This is a genomic window from Streptomyces sp. NPDC054783 (assembly GCF_053611725.1).
Window position 1 is genome coordinate 31,046 of sequence record NZ_JBSHAY010000036.1, and the last position, 17,964, is coordinate 49,009.

The 17,964-nt window shown below is 69.9% G+C and carries 17 protein-coding genes and 1 pseudogene; 7 read left to right on the forward strand and 11 right to left on the reverse strand.

Going from position 1 to position 17,964, the window contains the following annotated elements; translation table 11 throughout:
* The first annotated feature begins 401 nt into the window (after window positions 1-401).
* The 3 genes and pseudogenes from ACWGJ5_RS39020 (at window position 402) to ACWGJ5_RS39030 (ending at window position 1,716) form a co-directional block, all read left to right on the forward strand.
* A pseudogene (locus ACWGJ5_RS39020) lies at window positions 402-497 on the forward strand.
* 166 nt (window positions 498-663) lie between these two features.
* Complete coding sequence (locus tag ACWGJ5_RS39025) at window positions 664-792, forward strand: hypothetical protein (RefSeq protein ID WP_453314363.1); 129 nt, start codon at window positions 664-666, stop codon at window positions 790-792.
* Between the two features lie 321 nt (window positions 793-1,113).
* Complete coding sequence (locus tag ACWGJ5_RS39030) at window positions 1,114-1,716, forward strand: hypothetical protein (protein ID WP_453314364.1); 603 nt, start codon at window positions 1,114-1,116, stop codon at window positions 1,714-1,716.
* A gap of 139 nt (window positions 1,717-1,855) precedes the next feature.
* On the opposite strand, the gene ACWGJ5_RS39035 is transcribed toward ACWGJ5_RS39030, so the two are convergent.
* The 3 genes from ACWGJ5_RS39035 to ACWGJ5_RS39045 all read right to left on the reverse strand — a co-directional run bounded on the left by ACWGJ5_RS39035 (window position 1,856) and on the right by ACWGJ5_RS39045 (window position 3,660).
* A complete protein-coding gene (locus ACWGJ5_RS39035; protein ID WP_453314365.1) occupies window positions 1,856-2,419 on the reverse strand; it encodes a transposase in 564 nt (187 codons plus the stop codon).
* 9 nt (window positions 2,420-2,428) lie between these two features.
* Window positions 2,429-2,920: a hypothetical protein gene (locus tag ACWGJ5_RS39040; RefSeq protein WP_453314366.1), complete on the reverse strand. Its 492-nt coding sequence runs from the start codon at window positions 2,918-2,920 to the stop codon at window positions 2,429-2,431.
* 137 nt (window positions 2,921-3,057) lie between these two features.
* Window positions 3,058-3,660, reverse strand: coding sequence for a transposase (locus ACWGJ5_RS39045; protein ID WP_453314367.1), 603 nt, complete (start codon window positions 3,658-3,660; stop codon window positions 3,058-3,060).
* A 206-nt stretch (window positions 3,661-3,866) separates the two neighbouring features.
* Here ACWGJ5_RS39045 and ACWGJ5_RS39050 point away from each other — a divergent pair, with 206 nt between their 5' ends.
* A complete protein-coding gene (locus tag ACWGJ5_RS39050; protein ID WP_453314368.1) occupies window positions 3,867-4,343 on the forward strand; it encodes a hypothetical protein in 477 nt (158 codons plus the stop codon).
* Window positions 4,344-4,540: 197 nt separating this feature from the next.
* Window positions 4,541-6,532, forward strand: a complete 1,992-nt coding sequence (locus ACWGJ5_RS39055) for a tetratricopeptide repeat protein (RefSeq protein WP_453314369.1) — start codon at window positions 4,541-4,543, stop codon at window positions 6,530-6,532.
* Here the strand turns inward: ACWGJ5_RS39055 and ACWGJ5_RS39060 are convergent.
* The 4 genes from ACWGJ5_RS39060 to ACWGJ5_RS39075 form a co-directional block, all read right to left on the reverse strand.
* Window positions 6,509-6,877, reverse strand: a complete 369-nt coding sequence (locus ACWGJ5_RS39060; RefSeq protein WP_453314370.1) for a FeoB small GTPase domain-containing protein — start codon at window positions 6,875-6,877, stop codon at window positions 6,509-6,511. The genes ACWGJ5_RS39055 and ACWGJ5_RS39060 overlap by 24 nt on opposite strands.
* A gap of 47 nt (window positions 6,878-6,924) precedes the next feature.
* Complete coding sequence (locus tag ACWGJ5_RS39065; RefSeq protein ID WP_453314412.1) at window positions 6,925-7,077, reverse strand: FeoA family protein; 153 nt, start codon at window positions 7,075-7,077, stop codon at window positions 6,925-6,927.
* Window positions 7,078-7,485: 408 nt separating this feature from the next.
* Entirely contained in the window at window positions 7,486-7,959 is a 474-nt protein-coding gene (locus tag ACWGJ5_RS39070; protein ID WP_453314371.1) for a hemerythrin domain-containing protein, read from the reverse strand.
* Between the two features lie 19 nt (window positions 7,960-7,978).
* Complete coding sequence (locus ACWGJ5_RS39075; protein WP_453314372.1) at window positions 7,979-9,226, reverse strand: MFS transporter; 1,248 nt, start codon at window positions 9,224-9,226, stop codon at window positions 7,979-7,981.
* Window positions 9,227-9,524: 298 nt separating this feature from the next.
* Here ACWGJ5_RS39075 and ACWGJ5_RS39080 point away from each other — a divergent pair, with 298 nt between their 5' ends.
* On the forward strand, window positions 9,525-9,947 hold the full coding sequence (locus ACWGJ5_RS39080) for a pyridoxamine 5'-phosphate oxidase family protein (RefSeq protein ID WP_453314373.1): 423 nt from the start codon (window positions 9,525-9,527) through the stop codon (window positions 9,945-9,947).
* 105 nt (window positions 9,948-10,052) lie between these two features.
* Here ACWGJ5_RS39080 and ACWGJ5_RS39085 read toward each other — a convergent pair whose 3' ends face one another.
* The 4 genes from ACWGJ5_RS39085 to ACWGJ5_RS39100 form a co-directional block, all read right to left on the reverse strand.
* Window positions 10,053-11,063, reverse strand: coding sequence for an Acg family FMN-binding oxidoreductase (locus ACWGJ5_RS39085; protein ID WP_453314374.1), 1,011 nt, complete (start codon window positions 11,061-11,063; stop codon window positions 10,053-10,055).
* Window positions 11,064-11,198: 135 nt separating this feature from the next.
* Window positions 11,199-11,645, reverse strand: coding sequence for a hypothetical protein (locus tag ACWGJ5_RS39090; RefSeq protein ID WP_453314375.1), 447 nt, complete (start codon window positions 11,643-11,645; stop codon window positions 11,199-11,201).
* Entirely contained in the window at window positions 11,646-12,053 is a 408-nt protein-coding gene (locus tag ACWGJ5_RS39095; protein WP_453314376.1) for a hypothetical protein, read from the reverse strand. It lies immediately after the preceding gene.
* Between the two features lie 257 nt (window positions 12,054-12,310).
* The gene (locus tag ACWGJ5_RS39100) at window positions 12,311-13,174 is read right to left on the reverse strand and encodes a DUF2249 domain-containing protein (RefSeq protein ID WP_453314377.1); all 864 of its coding nucleotides are present in this window, start codon (window positions 13,172-13,174) and stop codon (window positions 12,311-12,313) included.
* A gap of 1,088 nt (window positions 13,175-14,262) precedes the next feature.
* Between ACWGJ5_RS39100 and ACWGJ5_RS39105 the strand changes: the two genes are divergently transcribed.
* Entirely contained in the window at window positions 14,263-17,964 is a 3,702-nt protein-coding gene (locus ACWGJ5_RS39105; protein WP_453314378.1) for a nitrate reductase subunit alpha, read from the forward strand.

Below are 17,964 nucleotides of genomic sequence, written 5' to 3' on the forward strand. Positions count from 1 at the left end.
CATTTCACAGGTGCCGGCTACACGTCAACTCTCCAGCCCTACCGGCCAGTAGAGCGTTACACACGGAAAACACCGTGCTTCTGCTGAGGCTTCGGCGGTACCACGATGGCCGTGATCTGGAAGGGCTTGAGCATCTCGTCTCCCGGCCCGCGCTTCGGACTTCGAGCGCGTGCTGACAGTCTCTTGTTCCCTGCCAGGGCCCTGACGGCTGATCACGCCGCAAGTTGCGCGAGGCGGCAGGGGGATGCTGCGTTCTCCATGACCGGTGCGGCTGTCCGGACGGCCTGATCAGATCGTCGTAACCGTCGGGCACAGATCAGCGACACATCAGTCCCCTGTCAGGGAGCCGTGTCACTCTCTTTCACGTGAACGGTTCAGGACGCCACCGGGACCGAGAACAAGGAGAGGTGCCCGGAGTGGTTGATCGGGGACCAGCGAGCACGCCTCAAGGTCGGACCCCCACGGGGTCCACGCAGGTTCGAATCCTGCCCTCTCCGCCCCACACAGCCCGCGCTCACCGACGAACTGCCCGGTGAGTGCGGGCTGATGTCGCAGGCGGTCAGTTCGTGCAGATGCCGAGCATCGAGGACAGCGCTGCCTGCTCCTTGTCGGTGGTGGTCAGCTTTCAGATCGACTTTGATGTGCGTGTAATACTTGGAATACGTGCACCAGAAGCCGTGGTTCGTGGGCTTCCAGTCGGCCGGACCGCTGTCGGACGTCGAGGAGTTCGCCGACTCCGACGCCATGAGCAGCTGTGGGTCTTTCAGGTCGTTGCCGAAGGCCTTGCGCTGATCCGCGGTCCACCAGGCCGGAAACCGCCCGGCTGAATCCGCGCTCGCCGACAGCAACTGGTCACCGCGCTGCCTGACAGGCCCAGGCGCCCGCCCAGACTGACCACCGGCTCGCTGGGGGCTCAGCTGCGCGAAGAATGACCCGCCCGTGGCCAGCCAGGTGATCACCGCAACGCGCCACCTGGTCGACCTCGGACCGGTTCGAGGCAGCCGATACCGCGATCAGCGCCCGGTCGCGTCTGCCTGCGTCCGAGCGCCTCCGGTTAAGGCGGCGACGGCGCGCATCTGGTCAGCGGACCGTCGCCGACGGGACACTGTGCGCATGGACGGCGCGGGCCAGTCAGGTGGGGCGGACCAGACAGAGTGGGAGCTGCCGCCCGGCGTGGCGCTGTCGCTGCCCGCGACGCGCAGGGCATTGCGTCGCTACGCGGTCCGGTCCGCGGGAATGGCTCTCGCGGGGCTCGGGACTGTGGTGGCAGGTGTGCTGGCCCTGGCTTTTTCCGGACGAGCGGCACAGTCGGCTCTGGTCCACGACGTGCTGATCGCACCCGTCGGTCTGGGCTTGGTTGCGGCTAGCGGCGGGCTGGCGGGCCTGGGCAACGTCCCGCGCATGCGTCGCCTGGCGGCTCGGTATCCCTGGCGTGTGTGGGACGGTACGTATCAGGTACTGCCGCTGGGGGTCGGTCAGCCGGCTCTCCTGCCCGCACGGGAAGGCGGGCGGGTGATGTCGGTGGTCGCCTGGCGCTGGAACTGGAGCGTGCTGGGCCCGCAGCGGGGGCCGGTCTGGTATGCCGGCGATCCCCTGCGCGGTCCCGCCTTGGCCGCGCCGCCGGGCGAAGCCGTTGTCCTATGGGCGCGGCCCGTACGGGTGTTGCGACGCCGGATGCAGCGCCTGGCCGACAGGCAGCCGCCCCCGACGCCCTGACCGGCTCTCCACCTCACAGCGTGTCCCAGAGGGATCTACGGGATGATTTTCCGTAGTGGTCGGGGGCCTTGGCGGACGGCGGATCGGCCTCGGGTGAGTCGGCGGAGTATCACGTCGGTCATGGCCAGCGGATCATGCTTTAGGAGTGTGCCGGATTGCGTTCGTAGTCGCAGACCAGACGACGGCGCACGGTGATCCACGCGAACGTACGCTCTACCGCCCAGCGCTTGGGCTGGACCTTGAAGGCGCGCTGTCCGGGGTCCTTGCGGACGATGTCCGAGGCTCGGTGCAAGACAGCCGCGGACCACCCAACGAGCCTGCCCGCGAAGCCCTGGTCGGCCCAGATCCTGGTCACACTCGGGTGGTCCAGCCGGGTGCACAGCAGGGAGCGCCTGGCGCCGTCGCGATCCTGGACTCTTGCTGCCAGCACGTGCGCGGTCAGAAGGAGGCCGAGAGTGTCGGTGACGATGAACCGCTTGCGATCCTTGATCTTCTTGCCCGCGTCGAAGCCGCTCGTGGACTTCGGGGCGGTGTCCGCAGCGCGCACCGCCTGCGAGTCGACCAGGCCGGCGGACGGCTCGGGGGCACGGCCGTCAGCATGACGGACCTTTACCCGCAGCGCGTCACGGACACGCTCGAGGAGCCCGTTGTCGTGCAACCACGTGAAGTACCAGTACACCGTCGGCCAGGGCGTTCTGTGCAATCAACGATGTCAAGCCGTGTGCTTGTGCATGACATCCAGGTAGTGCCGGTCGCGGTGTGGGACGTGGTTGTCCCGGCCCGGGAGGCTGAAGACCGCGCAGACGTGGGCGGGCTGGGTGAGGATGCTCGACTGCTGACCGAAGGTGAGGCCGCTGTTGACCTCATGCAGGCAGCCTGCGATGTCGAGAGCTGTGATGAGTTCTTCGCGCAGAATCGTGGCCTCGTAGGTCTCGGACTCGGGCAGGACGAGAGGTGGGAGCTTCGTGGTCGAGCCGGGCCAGAGATCGATCCAGAGGCCGCTGACCCGCCGCTGGGTGACAACCAGCCTCAGTCCGTCCCAGGAGTAGGGGTAGCCGTCAATGTCGGGTCCCTTCATGAGGATGGCCGGGTGCGGACGCCCCGGGCCGAGAAGATCTTCGGCCTCGGCCAAGGGCATCCCGCAGCGAAGCGGTCCGATCCGGCCGGTGCGGGCGAAGTCGACAAGCACGTCCATCAAGGTCACGACAGTGACTGTGGCACTCTCGGGAGCCTCTTCGCACTCCCATATCGGCGCCGCGTTGAGCCCGGCCCGCTCTGGCGGACTTCAACGAGCAGCAGAACGCGAGCCGTCGTCGGGGCATCGAATGGCTCCTACGTCAATCAGGCTGCCTGCGTGAGGTCTGCTTGCTCGGTGCCGGTCTGGGCGTCGCGGAGCAGTGCTCGGTAGACCACGTCCCACAGTCGGCACCGGAGGGCGCGTACGGCTTCGGTGTCGGTGTTCCCGGCCTCTCGTCGGCGCTGCAGGTAGGTGCGGGCGTCTGGGTGATAGTGCGCCTGCGTGACGGTGATCCGGTGCAGGGCGGCGTTGAGTTGGCGATTGCCGGTCCGGCAGAGTCGATGGCGTGTGCGGCTACCCGACCATGCGGGGAGCGGTGCGGTGCCGTTGTGGCGGGCGTAGGCGCTCTTGGACCGGAACCGGCGGATGTCGGCCGTCTCTGCGAGGATCTTCGCCGCATTGAGAATGCCGCAGCCGGGGATGGCCGGCAGACTGGGTGCGGCCTCGGTGACCAGGTCGCTGATCTCCGCTTCGAAGGAGCAGATCTGGGCGGTGAGCCGACAGCACTGCTCCAGCAGGCAGCGGGCCAGGCGGGCTACGGTTCCGTCCCGAACGGCCAGCTCCTTGGCGAGCGCCTGGAGGTGTTTGGTGCGGATGAGGCAACGGGCCGGCGGTGCTCCGGCCGAGGGGCCGGTCCGCTTCCCCACGGCAAGGGACGCTCACCGCTCTGGAGGGCTGATCGGCCAACCTGCCGGACCCGCGCTGCGAACCGCCAGCCGCTGGATGGACATCGCCGACAGCTGGTACGAATCTCGGTCGCTTTGGGCCGACCCCATCCTCGGCATACCCCTCCTGACACGTGGTGACTGGCGGTACGGTCTGACGCAGGACCAGTACGGGTGGAGGGGGGCTTGTGACGGGGATCGAGCTGGTGGTCGGGTACTTGGCTGCGTGGGCGGTGCGTAAGGGTCACCGGGTGGCTGGCCGGGTGGACCAGGAGGTCGACCAGGCGCTTGATGCCGGTATGGACCGCCTGCACGAGGTGGTCGCGAGCAAGCTCGGCGGCAATCCTGCGCTGGAACGGATGTCCCTGGAGGCCCAGTCCGGGCAGGAGCCTTCGGAGCAGGCACGTCAGCGCGTCAAGCTCGCACTCGAAGACGCCACCGATGACGACCCCGACTTCGCCCAGGCCTTGCAAGCCGCTGTCGACCAGCTGGAAGAACTGACACAGCAGGGCAGCGCGGTCATCGCCACTGGGGACGGGGCGAGCGCGGTCGGCGGTAACGTCTCCATCCGTGCCCACCGTGGTTCGGCCGCGGCTTGGACCATGGGCGACGTGTCTATCGGGACGCCGCCGGACCCTCAGCAGCCGGGCCTGCGGCACCACTGAGCGGGACCGGCGCCCCCTCCCTCCATACGCCAGCACCTTCGTCCGCGGCTGAGGTCATCTTCGCCGACCGCGGCAGTATGGCTTTCGGTCACGCCGATGAGGTCCGCTTCTACGCTGCCGCACGGGTGAGGGCGTCTTGGCCGCATCAGGTCGGGGTGATTCCGCCACGCGCGCAGTGGTTCCAGGACCGGGCGGAGATGACGCAGCTGGCCGGGCTCCTAGCCGGTGGCGGGACCGTCGTCGTGGAATCCGCCCAGCCTGCCCCGGCGGGTGGGGTACTGGCGGGGATGGGCGGAGTCGGCAAGACCCAACTCGCGGCCGCCCACGCCCGTTCCGCCTGGAGCAAAGGCGACCTGGACGTGCTGGTGTGGGTCACCGCCAGTTCCCGCAGCTCGGTTGTCGCCGGCTATGCCCAGGCCGCCGCCACACTCCTGGCCGCCGATGCAAACGATGCCGAGGGCGCCGCGCGGGAGTTCTTGGCCTGGCTGGAACCGAAGCCGGACGAGCAGCGGTGCCGGTGGCTGGTGGTGTTGGACGACGTCACCGACCCCGTCGACATGACGGGGCTGTGGCCGCCGGCCAGCCTCAGCGGGTTCACCTTGGCCACCACCCGCCGCAAGGACGCCGCCTTGACCGGCGACGGCCGGCGGCTGATCACAGTAGGTCTGTTCACCCCCGACCAAGCCCTGGCCTACCTCACCCGCGCCCTGGCCGCCCACGGCCTCGCCGAACCCGAGCAACAGCTTGCCGCCCTCGCCGACGAGCTCGGCCACCTGCCCCTCGCGCTCTCCCAGGCCGCCGCCTATCTGATCGACACTGGTCTCGGCTGCTCCGCCTACCTGGACCTGCTCGCCGACCGCACCCGCACCCTCGCCGACGCTGCCCCCGACGCCCTGCCCGACGACCAGCATCACACCGTCGCCGCCGCCTGGAGCCTGTCCATCGACCGCGCCGACACCCTTCGCCCACCCGGCCTGGCCCGCCCCCTTCTCCAACTCGCCGCCCTCCTCAACGCCGGCGGCATCCCCAAGACAGTCCTGGCCAGCCCACCCGTCCTCGCCCATCTGACTCAGGCCGCCGGATCCGACGTCACCCCGGAGGAAGTGAACCTGGCCCTTTCCGCACTGCGGAGACTGAGCCTGATCGAGCTCAGTTCCGACGCTGCTCATCAGGAGGTGCGGGTCCACCAACTCATCCAACGTGCTGTCCGTGACACCCTCACACCAGCCGAAAGGGAGCATCGTGCGCGTTCTGTCGCCGACGCGCTCCTGACCTCTTGGCCCGACCCGGAACGCGATACGGCACTGGCGGCGGCACTGCGCGCCAACACCACCGCGCTCTTCTCCACGACGCATGACGGCCTCCTCCAGCCCGACACCCACGCCGTACTGTTCCGCGCGGGCAACAGTCTCGGAGACTCCGGACAGGTGACCGCCGCCTGCGATTACTTCACTCGGCTGCACGCCCACGTGCGAGAACACCGCGGCGCGGACCACCCTGACACTCTGGCCACCCGGAGCAACCTTGCGGACTGGCGGGGCGAGGCCGGGGACCCGGCCGGCGCCGCCGCGGCGCTCGTTGTGCTACTCCAGGACCGCCTGCGCGTCCTGGGCCCCGACCACCCCAGCACCCTGAACACCCGCAACAACCTCGCCTTCTGGCGGGCTGAGGCCGGAGACCCGGCCGGCGCCGCCGCGGCGCTCGTTGTGCTACTCCAGGACCGCCTGCGCGTCCTCGGCCCCGACCACCCCAACACCCTGACCACCCGCAACAACATCGCAGGATGGCGGGGGCAAGCCGGGGACCCGGCGGGCGCCGCCACCGCCTACGCCGAACTGCTCCAAGACCAGCTTCGCGTCCTGGGCCCCGACCACCCCAACACCCTGAACACCCGCAACAACCTCGCCTTCTGGCGGAGTGAGGCCGGGGATCCAGCTGGCGTCGCCACCGCCTATGATCACCTGCTTCAGGACTCCCTGCGGGTTCTGGGCCCCGACCACCCCGACACTTTGGACACCCGCAGCAACATCGCAGGATGGCAAGGGCGGGCCGGCGACCCGGTCGGCGCCGCCACCGCCTACGCCGAACTGCTCCGGGACCAGCTTCGGGTCCTGGGCCCCGACCACCCCGACACCCTGAATACCCGCAACAACCTCGTCTTCTGGCTACGGCGCGTTGAAGGCGACTGACACTTGGATTCGGCTGTCTCGCGAGGCTGTCCGTGAACGCAGCTCATGCTGGCACGCCTTGCGGTAGCAGACGAAACTGCGCAGCGGTGTCACCTGAATTCGACTGAGTACGAGGCGCCGGGGAACTCCCATCCGTCGGTACCTTCGCCGATTTCCACCACGATGACGTCGTCGATGATCCCCGCGGCGGTCTATAGACCCGCTCGTACTTCCACCGCCGGCTCGCACTTCAGAACCCTCCACTCCGTCGTCGCGGTTCCCGGTCTTGGCGTTGAAACCGGTCAGCCCGTTGAAGACGCTGCTCTTGCCCGAGTTGGGGCTGCCCACCAGGGCGATACGCGCCATCTCAGTCGCCGTCGTACGCGCTCCTCCGCTGTCATGGCGGCCCGCGCTCACCGGCCGGCCTCGACGATCTGGATACCCGCCCCCTGTTCTCGCCACATGCGCACTTCGTAGTCCTTGACCCGGTACATGACGGGGTCGTGCAGCGGCGCCCGGCGCACCACGTCGACGACCGTCCCGGGCGTGAACCAGAGACCACGCAGTCAGCGGGCAGCATCCGGCCCTCCGTCATCAGCGACACCGGCCACTACAGCCCGAGCGGCGGGCTCCAGCTCGGTCAAGGGACGTGGACGATCTTCCTGCTGTGCCGCCGACCGTCCACCCGCCCGGTCCGACGCCACCCGCCGCCGCGCACCCACGACACCATGAGCCATGCCGGACGACCAGTCATTGGAGGGCCTTCGGACCCGCAACGGGTGGGCCGTTCGGTCCCACCCGTTCGTTCGGAGTCGCGGGGGAGCTCGTGGTGTCATGCAGAGGCAGGCCCGCCACCGGTGAAGGAGGCGCGGACCACGAGGGAAGTTGCCGGTGGCCGACTGCCGCCGACCGGACAAGCAGTCCGCCCGACGGCAGAGTTGCCCCGGGCGGACGGGTGGGACGAGAAGGGGAGGTCAGGTGGACGACTGCGGTATGCGGGTGCCGAGCCGGGCGCGTACCGCCTCGACGGCCTCCCACTGTTCGGTGTCCAGCATGGCCAGGTCTGCGGGGAAGACGCCGTCCTGTTCCTTGAGGATGTGATCGCGCAGCAGATGGAGGGTCTCGACCAGGCGTTCCGGCCAGGTGGGGTCGGTCAGGAAGGGTCCGTCCGCCTCGGCCAGCACGGCCTCGATGTGGCGGTGTTCGGCCTCCAGGGCGGCGATCTTGTCGGGGAAGTCGGCGGCCACGGCCGGGAACAGGCCGTGTTCCTCGACCTCGGTGTGCGGGCCGAGCACAGCGGCGATCTCCCGGGCCAGCTCGGCCATGCGCGTGACCTCACCGTTGCGGTGGGCGTCATGGATGCGGCTGATGAGGTTCACGACCGTCTCGTGCTCCTTGGTCAGCCGGCCGATGGATTCCACAGCCTGGCAGCCGCAGTACTCACACATCGTTGCGGTCCTGTCCCGATCAGTGGACGTGAGCGGCAGGGACGCAGCGGGTGAGCGCATGGCGCACGCCCGTGCCAGTGAAGGCCAGGGCTGCGGCCGCCACTACCGCGAGCAGGGCCAGACCGATCGCGTACGAGCCGTAGGCGCCGTACAGCGAGCCCATCACCAACGGCGGGACGAAGCCTCCCAGTCCGCCCGCAGCGCCGACGACACCGGTGACCGAGCCGACCTTGTTCGCCGGGGCCAGCAGAGCGACCAGGGCGAACACAGCGCCGCTGCCCGCGCCGAGCGCGGCGGCCATCGCCAGGAGCGCGATCGTGCCCATGGGGGCCAGATCCGGCGTGAACGACTGGACGACGGCTCCGGCGAACACCACGGCCAAAACACCGGCCAGCACCCGCACCGGGCCGATGCGGTCCGACAGCCAGCCGCCCACCGGGCGCATCACCACTGCCAGCAGCACGAAGCCGGCCATGCGGTTCGCAGCGTCCGCCTGGCTCAGGCCGTAGCCGGTCTTCAGGTAGGTGGGCAGGTAGACGGAGAAGGCGACGTAGCCGCCGAAGGTGACCGCGTACAGGGCGGACGCCTGCCAGGTGATGCCGAGCTTGAGGGTGGCGGCCAAGCGGCGGGCCAGCGGTTCCGTGGGCACCGTACGGCCTGGTGCGTCGCGCAGTACCAGGGCGGCCACGACCGCGTAGAGGGCGAGAACGGCCGCCGTGATCAGGAAGGGGTCGGCCATGCCTTGCGCCTTGACCAGCTTGACCGTTGTCAGGGCACTGATCGCGGTGCCGCCCATGCCGGCCCCGAAGATGCCGATGGCCAGACCACGCCGCTCGGGTGGGAACCAGGCGCTGACGAAGGGCACGCCGACGGCGAACGCGGTACCGCCGACGCCGAGGAAGAACCCCCCCACCAGCAGCGCGGCGAGCGAGGAGTGTCCGGCCAGACCGAGGTAGAGCACCGGCACGATGGTGGCCGCCGACACGAGCGGGAACATCACCCGTCCGCCGAACCGGTCGGTCAGTGCGCCCACCGGGATCCGCCCCAGTGAGCCGACCACGACCGGCACCGCCACCAGCAACGACTGCTGGAACGACGACAGCCCCAGGCTGTCCTTGAAGCGGGGGCCGAGCGGGCTGAGCAGCGCCCAGGCCCAGAAGTTGACGGCGAACCCGACCGTGGCCAGTGCCAGCATCAGCCACGCCCGGCCGGATACGGACGCGACCGTACCCCGTGCCTCGTTCTGCTTCCTCGACGGCTGGAGCATCGCCGCCCGTCCCTTCGTGTGTTCGCAGTGGTGCGGCCCCGGGGATGGAGCCGGGGCCGCGGGCCGTCCGTCCGCGCGGTGCGGGCGAGTGACCTGACGCCACTATCCGCAGGCGCATTCCCCCAGTCGGTGGGCCATCCGGCCTCATCGCCCGGCCCGGCGGTCCCCGGTTTCCCGTCCGGCCGGCTCACGAGCTCTTGCAAGAGGCTTCCCGCAGTCCGTGGCAGAAACAACGGACGAACGCGCAAGCGCCGACCGGCCCTGACAGCGCCCCGGTAGCGGGAGGCACCATGGACCGATGTTCCACAACGACGGCTTTCGCGTGCTCGATCGGCAGGAGTGCCTGCGCCTGTTGGCGAGGGAGCCGGTCGGTCGTGTCGTGTACACCCGCCAGGTGCTGCCCGCGGTACTCCCGGTCAACTTCTCCCTGGACACGGACTCCTGCGTCCTCCTGCGTGCTTCGGCGAACTCGGACCTCGTCCGCGCCATCGACGGGGTCGTGGTGGCGTTCGAGGCCGACGATTTCGACGCCGCCACCCGCTCCGGGTGGAGCGTGGTCGTCACCGGCCGGGCGACCGTGGTCACCGACCCCGCCGAACAGGAGCGGCTGTCGCGGACCGGCCCGAGCTCCTGGGAGGTCACGGGCGAGGGGGTCTTCGTACGCATCGAGTCCGAGATGGTCACCGGCCGCGAAATCACCGGCGCGCGTGACGCGGGCTGATCACGCCTTGCAGGGAAGGGGCTGCTCCGATGCAGCCAGGCTCGTCGGAGCCAGGAACGCAGACTGCACCGATCGCGGCGGATCGGTGCGCCGTCCTTGTGCACGTCACGGGACGTGCCCTGTCTGCCCGTCCTCGGCCCCTGCCGGCGCCTGTCTCCTGGCGCGCGGTGTGCGAGCGCCGTCCGGGCCGTAACCGAAGCGGATCAGCAGCTGGGGGTGGCACCGCCGGTGCGGGAGGCCGATGGCCGCCCGCAGGTCCGGCCATTCCATCGCCTGGTGCAGGAGCGAGGTACGCACCCCGTGCACCGTTGCCGTCAACAGCACGTGCTGCAGGGCCTGACCCGCGCGCAGCCAATCCTGCGGCCGGTCGCGGGAGGTCCACAACAGGGCCACCTGGGTGTGGCGTTCGAAGCGGAGGGCCGGCAGGTGCAGCGCGGGCAGGGGGCCGGTGAAGTCCCTCATCGGCATCCGCCCCGCCGCGTCCGGCGGGCCGAGGGCCGTGACCGGGATGCCGTACGGCCTGTCCGACCCCGGGGCCGTGATCCATGCCCGGGATTCGGCGGTGCGCGCCGGGCTCGCGTGGTTACGGGCTTCGGCTACGGCGGTCAGGCGCAGCAGCCGCCGGGTCCCTGCGATGGTAGGCAGATGCAGTCGCCCGCCCTCGATATGTGCAGCCGTGGACATCTCGGCGATGACCGGATCCGGTACCGGTCGGCCGGTGAACGGCATGCGGCTGGTGTGCCGCCGCGCGATGGCGTCGTACAGCTCCGTCTCCCGTCGGAACGGGTCGTGCGGACCGGCCGGACCGGTGAGCCGGATGGTGGCAAGGAGATCGGGGTTGCCCGGGTCGGCGAGGAGCAGCACGTCAGGGCGCCAGCCCAGGTGTAGGGCGGTGACTCGGAGGTTGAACACAGCTGCCCCGACGGACAGATGCCGTGCGCGGCCGTCCGGGTCGGCCAGCGGCAGCGACCGCTCCGGCACCGCACGAACCTCCAGTGCCTGGTCGTACGGGTTCACTCGGAAGCGCCAGGGCTGGGTGTTGTGGATGGACGGAGCCGCCACGGCCGCGGCGAGCAGCGCTTCCAGGGTGGTCGCGTCCAGATCGGGGATACGCACGGTGCTTCCTTTCTTGTCCGACGCCAAGTGCCCATCAGCAGGCACCCCGGTGTCGTGACCGCGTGTGCACGCGCGCACCGAGGCGTGCAGCGCCCGGGACATCGGCTGGTTCGCTGCCGAGGGAGTGGTCGCCGGTCATGTCGCGGGCAGGGCGGTGGCGAGCAGGACGACGCCCAGCGAGCCGACCAGGGAGACGACGGCCAAAGTCCGGGCCAGATCGGGGCGGCCCTTGGCGTGCGCGATGCCGTGTCCGCCCGCGGCGAGCATCACCAGGACGAACAGGCCGAGTTTGGCCGCCAGGGTGCGGCCGTAGCCCGGTTCGGCGAGTGAGGCCCAGGTGACGCCCTTGTGCCAGGCCATGGCCCAGCCGGTGCCCAGTTGCAGGGGCAGGAAGCCCGTTCCGGTGAGCAATCCGAACCGGCGGCCCGCCTGCGCTGTGAAGCGGTCCCTGGCCTCCTCGGGCAGCATCCGCCGGGCGAGTGGCAGTACCACCAGGGTCAGGGCCAGTTGTCCGCCGACCCAGAGGGCCGCACCGGTCACGTGCACGAACCGCACGAGAGACCACAGACCGACGGTGCCCACTTATTTGCTCACCTCCACCATGCCCATGGCGCCGGCCTCGGCGTGGCGCATGTCGTGGTCGACGAAGGAGTTGTGGCCGGCCGCCGGGAACGTGGTCGCGACGAAGCCGCCTTGGGCAGCGGCCAGGTCCAGCGCCTGCGAACCGCCCGGCTCACCGGGCTTGAGGAGGTAGGCGCCCTCCTTGTACACGGTGTCGAAGACCGTGCCCACGATGTGGAAGGAGATGCCATCGCTCGGCGCGGCGGCCACCGCCCAGAAGCGAGCCCGTTCACCGGCCTTCACCGTCAGCGGCGCCTTGGCGTACCGGGCGGCGACGCCGTTGAACACCCAGGCGTGGCCCATGACCAGCGTGGTGAGGTGCCACGCCTGGTAGGCGGACAGCAGCGAACCACGCAGTGTCTCGCCCACGTGCTCTGCGCGGCTAGTTCGGTACGGATCTCCTTCCGGCCCTTGCGGCCGCGCAGAAACCTGACAGGTCCTGCGGCCATCAGGGCTGCCCCAACTGTCCCTACCAGCGGGCCAGTCCAGCAGTGCGCACTATCCATGACGTGTCTTCCTGGTTTTCCTCGCGGTGGATACGGCGAGTTGTGGTGGATACGGCGACCTTGGAAGTCGCCGGGTGCCTCGGTGTGCGCGGAGTGCGCGGGCAGCCTTGCTGCACCGTGTCAGCAATGGCTGAGGCGCAGCCGCCAGGCTTCGGGCCCGCGCTGCAGGTACTCCACCGCGAAGACACCGCGGCTGCGCTGCTCGATCTGCGCGAGCAGCGGCAGCGGGTCGTGCGGCGCGACGAGGATCACGGCGCCGCCCGCCGGGACTGCGTCGAGTGCGCCGAAGACCGTGGCATGGCGCAGGGCTTGAGGGACGGAGCGCACGTCGAGTTCGGGCGCAGCCTCCTCCTCCGCACCGCCGCAGCCGCAGCCGCAGCCGCAGCCGCAGCCGCAGCCGCACAGTCCGCCACAGCCGTCACCCTCTTCCAGCCTTTCACCCGATATATTCCCTATTGCCCCAGGTGTGCGAGATCCGGAAGTGCCGCTGGTCGGTGTGCTCCGCGAAAGCCGGTCGTGCATATCCGCGAGCAGGGCGGACAAACGGACGCCGGGGGCCACGGCGAGCAACGGCAGCACGAGGCCGTTCTCCTTGGCCACGTGTTCTTCGAAGAGCACCTGAAGGGCGCGGGCGTCTGCCGCGGCACCGGTCGGGGTGGGCGCGGTACGCAAGGCGTCGACCAGCGCGATCAGGCAGCTGTGTTCCGCGATCAGGCTCTCGATGAGCAGACGGCTGTCGGGAAGGCCGCGTGCGGCGGGGTAGAGCGCGGATTCCTCGGCGGCAGCATGCGGCAGGATCTCGCGGTCGCAGAAGGCAACGAGACCGGTGCGGATCTTCTCCGCCGCACTGGGATCGCAGTCCGCAGCGGTGAGCAGCATCGACACGCGTGCTGCCAACTGCCCCGCGAGGCAGGCATGATGCCCCTCTGCGGCTTCGAGAGCCTCGGCGTCCTCGGGGGCCGACGCCAGGGTGAGAGCGCTCATGTAGGTGGCTCCAGCGGTTCACAGCCGGACCAGCCGGCCGGTATCGGGTAGGGAGGCTCGTCCGCCACGCCCCCGATGTGACCGGCGCACCCGGCGGGCAGGCACAACGACGGACGCCGACAGGGGGACGTGGCGGACCTCCGTCCGGCCGTGGCCCTGGCAGAGGCAGAAGGCCGGACGGTGACCGGACCGGAAGTGCGCCGCGTCTGTCACGGCCTGCGGACACGAGAAGACGTGGCCGGACAGCCGGACCCGACGGCCCGTGGCCACTCCCGGCCGGTCACAGGCCAGCATCCTCGTGCCACGGCGGACGACGCCTGGGCCGAACGGTCCTGGGGCACCGCCCGGTGGCCTCTGATCACAGCTCCGAACAGGGACGAACGGTCACCCGCGGAAGGGAACTTCGGCCCATGTGTCCTCCGCTCACACCCGTCTAGCGTCCGGCCTCATGGGGTACGGCCCCCGCCCGGACGCCTGGGACGTCCACGCCCGGCAATCTCCGCGGCCCTCGGACCGGTGCGCGCCGCCGCGATGTCACGCAGGCTGATCAGGTCGTCTGGCGTCATCCCCCCTTATAAGGCCACGGCCGCGCCGGGAGACGCAGCGCGAATGATCCCCGCTGCCACCATCACCATGAGATCCGCAGCAGCGTCGCTGCGGTCTGCCGCACTGGACCGATACGCTCAACGCTGCCGACCGGCCCGCCCGGACACCTTTGGCAACCACTCGATGCCGGGTTCGTCCCTGACGTCCTCGACACCTCCGTCTACGACACGAACTGCCGAGCAGCCCTGACCCGGTCAAGCGGAGCCCCCCAACGCTGCCGCCGCCGTCGCCCAGGACCCGCAGCACTACGGTGGGCTGATCGTCGTCGTTCTGCCCGATACCCGCGAGCCGTATCTGAGCACTGATCTGTTCTCGTGATCCCCCAGCCCATCGCGGACCGCCTGCCCGACGTTCCGGGCCCGGGTGCTTTCCGGTTGGGACGTGAGTCCCAATGCCGCAGGTGAGACCGGGCCGGAAGGTCTCCCGGACAGGGCCGTTCGGCCCCAGGCCTGGAGCAGGTCCACGGCCTAGCGTTCGTGACCATGGAGAACGACAAGATCGCGCGCCCGTCGCAGCGGCGCGCAGACGCCGGCTGGCCGCTGGCGGCCCGCAGGCTGCTCACCCGCCGGGAGGTCTCGGCCGACGGACGCGCCGTCTTCGGTGAGGGCGACCCGAAGTGGGAGGGCTTCTACCGGGACCGCTGGGCGCACGACAAGGTGGTGCGCTCCACGCACGGGGTCAACTGCACCGGGTCGTGTTCGTGGATGGTGTACGTCAAGGACGGCATCATCACCTGGGAGCACCAGGCCACGGACTATCCCTCGATCGGCGCGGACTGCCCCGAGTACGAGCCGCGGGGGTGCCCGCGCGGTGCGTCGTTCTCCTGGTACACGTACTCGCCCAGCCGGGTCCGTTACCCGTATGTGCGGGGCGCGCTGCTGAAGCTGTGGCGTGAGGCCCGGCGCCGGCTCGGCGACCCTGTGGCGGCCTGGGCGGAGATCACGGGCGACCCGGCCAAGGCCCGCGCCTACAAGAAGGCTCGCGGCAAGGGCGGGCTGGTACGCGCCGACTGGGACGAGGTGAGCGAGCTGGTGGCCGCCGCCCATGTGCACACCATCAAGAGCTGCGGCCCGGACAGGGTGGCGGGCTTCTCGCCGATCCCGGCGATGTCGATGGCGTCGTTCGCGGCCGGCTCGAGGTTCATGTCCCTGATCGGCGGGACGCTCCTGTCGTTCTACGACTGGTACGCCGACCTGCCGGTGGCCTCACCGCAGGTCTTCGGCGACCAGACGGACGTCCCGGAGGCGGCCGACTGGTGGAACGCGGGCTATCTGGTCATGTGGGGCTCCAACATCCCGGTCACCCGTACCCCGGACGCACACTTCCTGACCGAGACCCGCTACAACGGCACGAAGGTCGTCGCGGTCAGTCCCGACTATGCGGACAACGTCAAGCACGCCGACGAGTGGCTCGCCCCGCACCCCGGGACGGACGGGGCGCTGGCGATGGCCATGGGCCATGTGATCCTGCGCGAGTTCCTCGTCGACCGCGAGGTGCCGTACTTCCAGGACTATCTGCGGAAGTTCACCGACGCCCCGTTCCTGGTCGCGCTGCGGGAGGGCGCCCATGGGCTCGCCTCTGACGGGTTCCTGACCGCCGCCGACCTCGGCCGTGCGGACGAGGAGAACGCGGAGTTCAAGACGGTGCTGCTGGACCGGGCCACCGGTGAGCCGGTCGTCCCGAACGGCTCCCTCGGCTTCCGCTGGGCGCAGGCCGAGCAGGGCCGCTGGAACCTCGAACTCGGCGACGTCGAGCCCGAGTTGAGCCTGCTGGAGTCAGCCGAGGACCGAGTGCGGGTAGCTCTCCCTCGGTTCGACGAGGGCGCCACCGAGGGTGGCTCGGTGATGGTGCGCGGGGTGCCCGTGCGCCGTATCGGCGGTCGGCTCGTCACCACCGTCTTCGACCTGATGCTCGCCCAGTACGGGGTGGCCCGGCCCGGCCTGCCGGGGATCTGGCCGCTGGCGTACGACGACGCGTCCGAGCCGTACACCCCGGCCTGGCAGGAGACCATCACCTCCGTGCCGGCCGCGCAGGCGGCCCGGATCGCCCGGGAGTTCGCCCGCAACGCCGAGCGCACGAACGGCCGCTCGATGATCGCGATGGGCGCGGGCACCAACCACTGGTTCCACTCCGACACCATCTACCGGGCGTTCCTGGCGCTGACCACGATGACCGGCTGCCAGGGCGTGAACGGCGGCGGCTGGGCGCACTACGTCGGCCAGGAGAAGGTCCGCCCACTGACCGGCTTCCAGCACCTGGCCTTCGCCTTCGACTGGCAGCGCCCCACCCGGCACATGGCCGGCACCTCCTACTGGTACCTGAACACCGACCAGTGGCGCTACGAGGCCTTCGGGCCCGAGGAGCTGGCCTCGCCGCTCGGCGCGGGCCGCTTCAAGGGCAAGGCATTCGCGGACTGCCTCGCCCAGGCCGTACGGCTGGGCTGGACCCCGGGCCACCCCGGTTTCAACCGCAACCCGCTGGACCTGTGCGACGAGGCCACGGCCAAGGGTCGGGGTGTCGCGGAGCACATCGTGGACGAACTGAAGTCGGGCCGGTTGCGGTTCGCCGCTGAGGACCCGGACGACCCGGCCAACTTCCCGCGGGTGCTGACCGTGTGGCGGGCGAACCTGTTCGGTTCCTCCGGCAAGGGCAACGAGTACTTCCTGCGCCATCTACTGGGCACGGACGCGGCCGTCCGCAGCGCCGAGACCCCGGCCGGGCAGCGGCCCGAGGAGGTGGTGTGGCACGAGGAGGCCCCCGAGGGCAAGCTCGACCTGCTGGTCACCATGGATTTCCGGATGACCTCCACCGGTCTGCTGTCGGACGTGGTCCTGCCGGCCGCGACCTGGTACGAGAAGGACGACCTGTCCAGCACGGACATGCACCCCTTCGTACACGCCTTCACCCCGGCGATCGCCCCGCCCTGGCAGGCCCGCACCGACTACGACACCTTCCTCACCATCGCCGACAGGTTCAGCGAACTGGCCGCCGAGCACCTCGGCACCCGCACCGATGTCCTGCCAGTGCCCTTGGCGCACGACACCCCGGAAGAACTCGCCCAGCCGGGCGGGATCGTCCGGGACTGGAAGATGGGCGAGTGCGAGCCCATCCCGGGCCGGACCATGCCGAAGCTGGTCGTTGTCGAGCGGGACTACGCGGCCGTGGCGCAGAAGATCCGCGCCGTCGGCCCGCTCCTCGACACCCTGGGCACCACCACCAAGGGTGTCACGGTGCACCCGGACCGGGAGGTCGACGAGCTGCGTCACCGCTGTGGCACCGTGCGCGACGGCGTCGGAGCGGGGCGCCCGTCACTGGCCACCGCCACCGACATGTGCGAGGCGATCCTGGCGCTGTCCGGCACCACCAATGGGCGCCTGGCGACGGAGGGGTTCCGGGAGTTGGAGCGGCAGACGGGCAGCAAGGGCCTGGTGGAGCTGGCCGCGGAGCGCGAGGCCGAGCGGATCACGTTCGCCGATACCCGTACCCAGCCGCGCGCGGTGATGACGTCGTACGAGTGGTCGGGCTCGGAGACCGGCGGCCGCCGCTACTCCCCCTTCGTGATCAACGTCGAGCACAAGAAGCCGTGGCACACCCTCACCGGCCGCCAGCACTTCTTCGTGCAGCACGACTGGATGGCCGAACTCGGTGAACAACTTCCCGTCTACCGGCCGCCGTTGAACGCGATCCGGCACTACGGCGACGAACACCTGCACGACAAGGACCGGGCGGAGGTCACGGTCCGCTATCTGACCCCGCACTCGAAGTGGTCCATCCACTCGAACTACCAGGACAACAAGTACATGCTCGACCTGTCCCGCGGCGGACCGACGATCTGGATGTCCACCGCCGACGCGGAGAAGATCGGCGTGAGGGACAACGAGTGGATCGAGGCGTACAACCGCAACGGCGTCGTGGCCGCCCGTGCCGTGGTCACCCACCGCATGCCCGAGGGCACCGTGTACATGTACCACGCCCAGGACCGCAACGTGAACGTCCCGAAGACCGAGGTCAGCGGCAAGCGCGGCGGCATCCACAACTCGCTCACCCGCCTGCTGCTCAAGCCCACCCATCTCGCGGGCGGTTACGCCCAGTTCACCTACGCCTTCAACTACTACGGCCCGACCGGCAACCAGCGCGACGAGGTCACCGTCATCCGCCGCCGCAGCCAGGAAGTGGAGTACTGA

What these genes read in the sequence shown, in the direction of transcription:
- ACWGJ5_RS39080 (WP_453314373.1), top strand. Translation starts at nt 9,525, where the DNA reads ATGTTCCACAACGACGGCTTTCGCGTGCTCGATCGGCAGGAGTGCCTG.
- ACWGJ5_RS39030 (WP_453314364.1), top strand. Translation starts at nt 1,114, where the DNA reads ATGGACGGCGCGGGCCAGTCAGGTGGGGCGGACCAGACAGAGTGGGAG.
- ACWGJ5_RS39055 (WP_453314369.1), top strand. Translation starts at nt 4,541, where the DNA reads ATGACGCAGCTGGCCGGGCTCCTAGCCGGTGGCGGGACCGTCGTCGTG.
- ACWGJ5_RS39105 (WP_453314378.1), top strand. Translation starts at nt 14,263, where the DNA reads ATGGAGAACGACAAGATCGCGCGCCCGTCGCAGCGGCGCGCAGACGCC.
- ACWGJ5_RS39075 (WP_453314372.1), bottom strand. Translation starts at nt 9,226, where the DNA reads ATGCTCCAGCCGTCGAGGAAGCAGAACGAGGCACGGGGTACGGTCGCG.
- ACWGJ5_RS39060 (WP_453314370.1), bottom strand. Translation starts at nt 6,877, where the DNA reads ATGGCGCGTATCGCCCTGGTGGGCAGCCCCAACTCGGGCAAGAGCAGC.
- ACWGJ5_RS39100 (WP_453314377.1), bottom strand. Translation starts at nt 13,174, where the DNA reads ATGAGCGCTCTCACCCTGGCGTCGGCCCCCGAGGACGCCGAGGCTCTC.
- ACWGJ5_RS39070 (WP_453314371.1), bottom strand. Translation starts at nt 7,959, where the DNA reads ATGTGTGAGTACTGCGGCTGCCAGGCTGTGGAATCCATCGGCCGGCTG.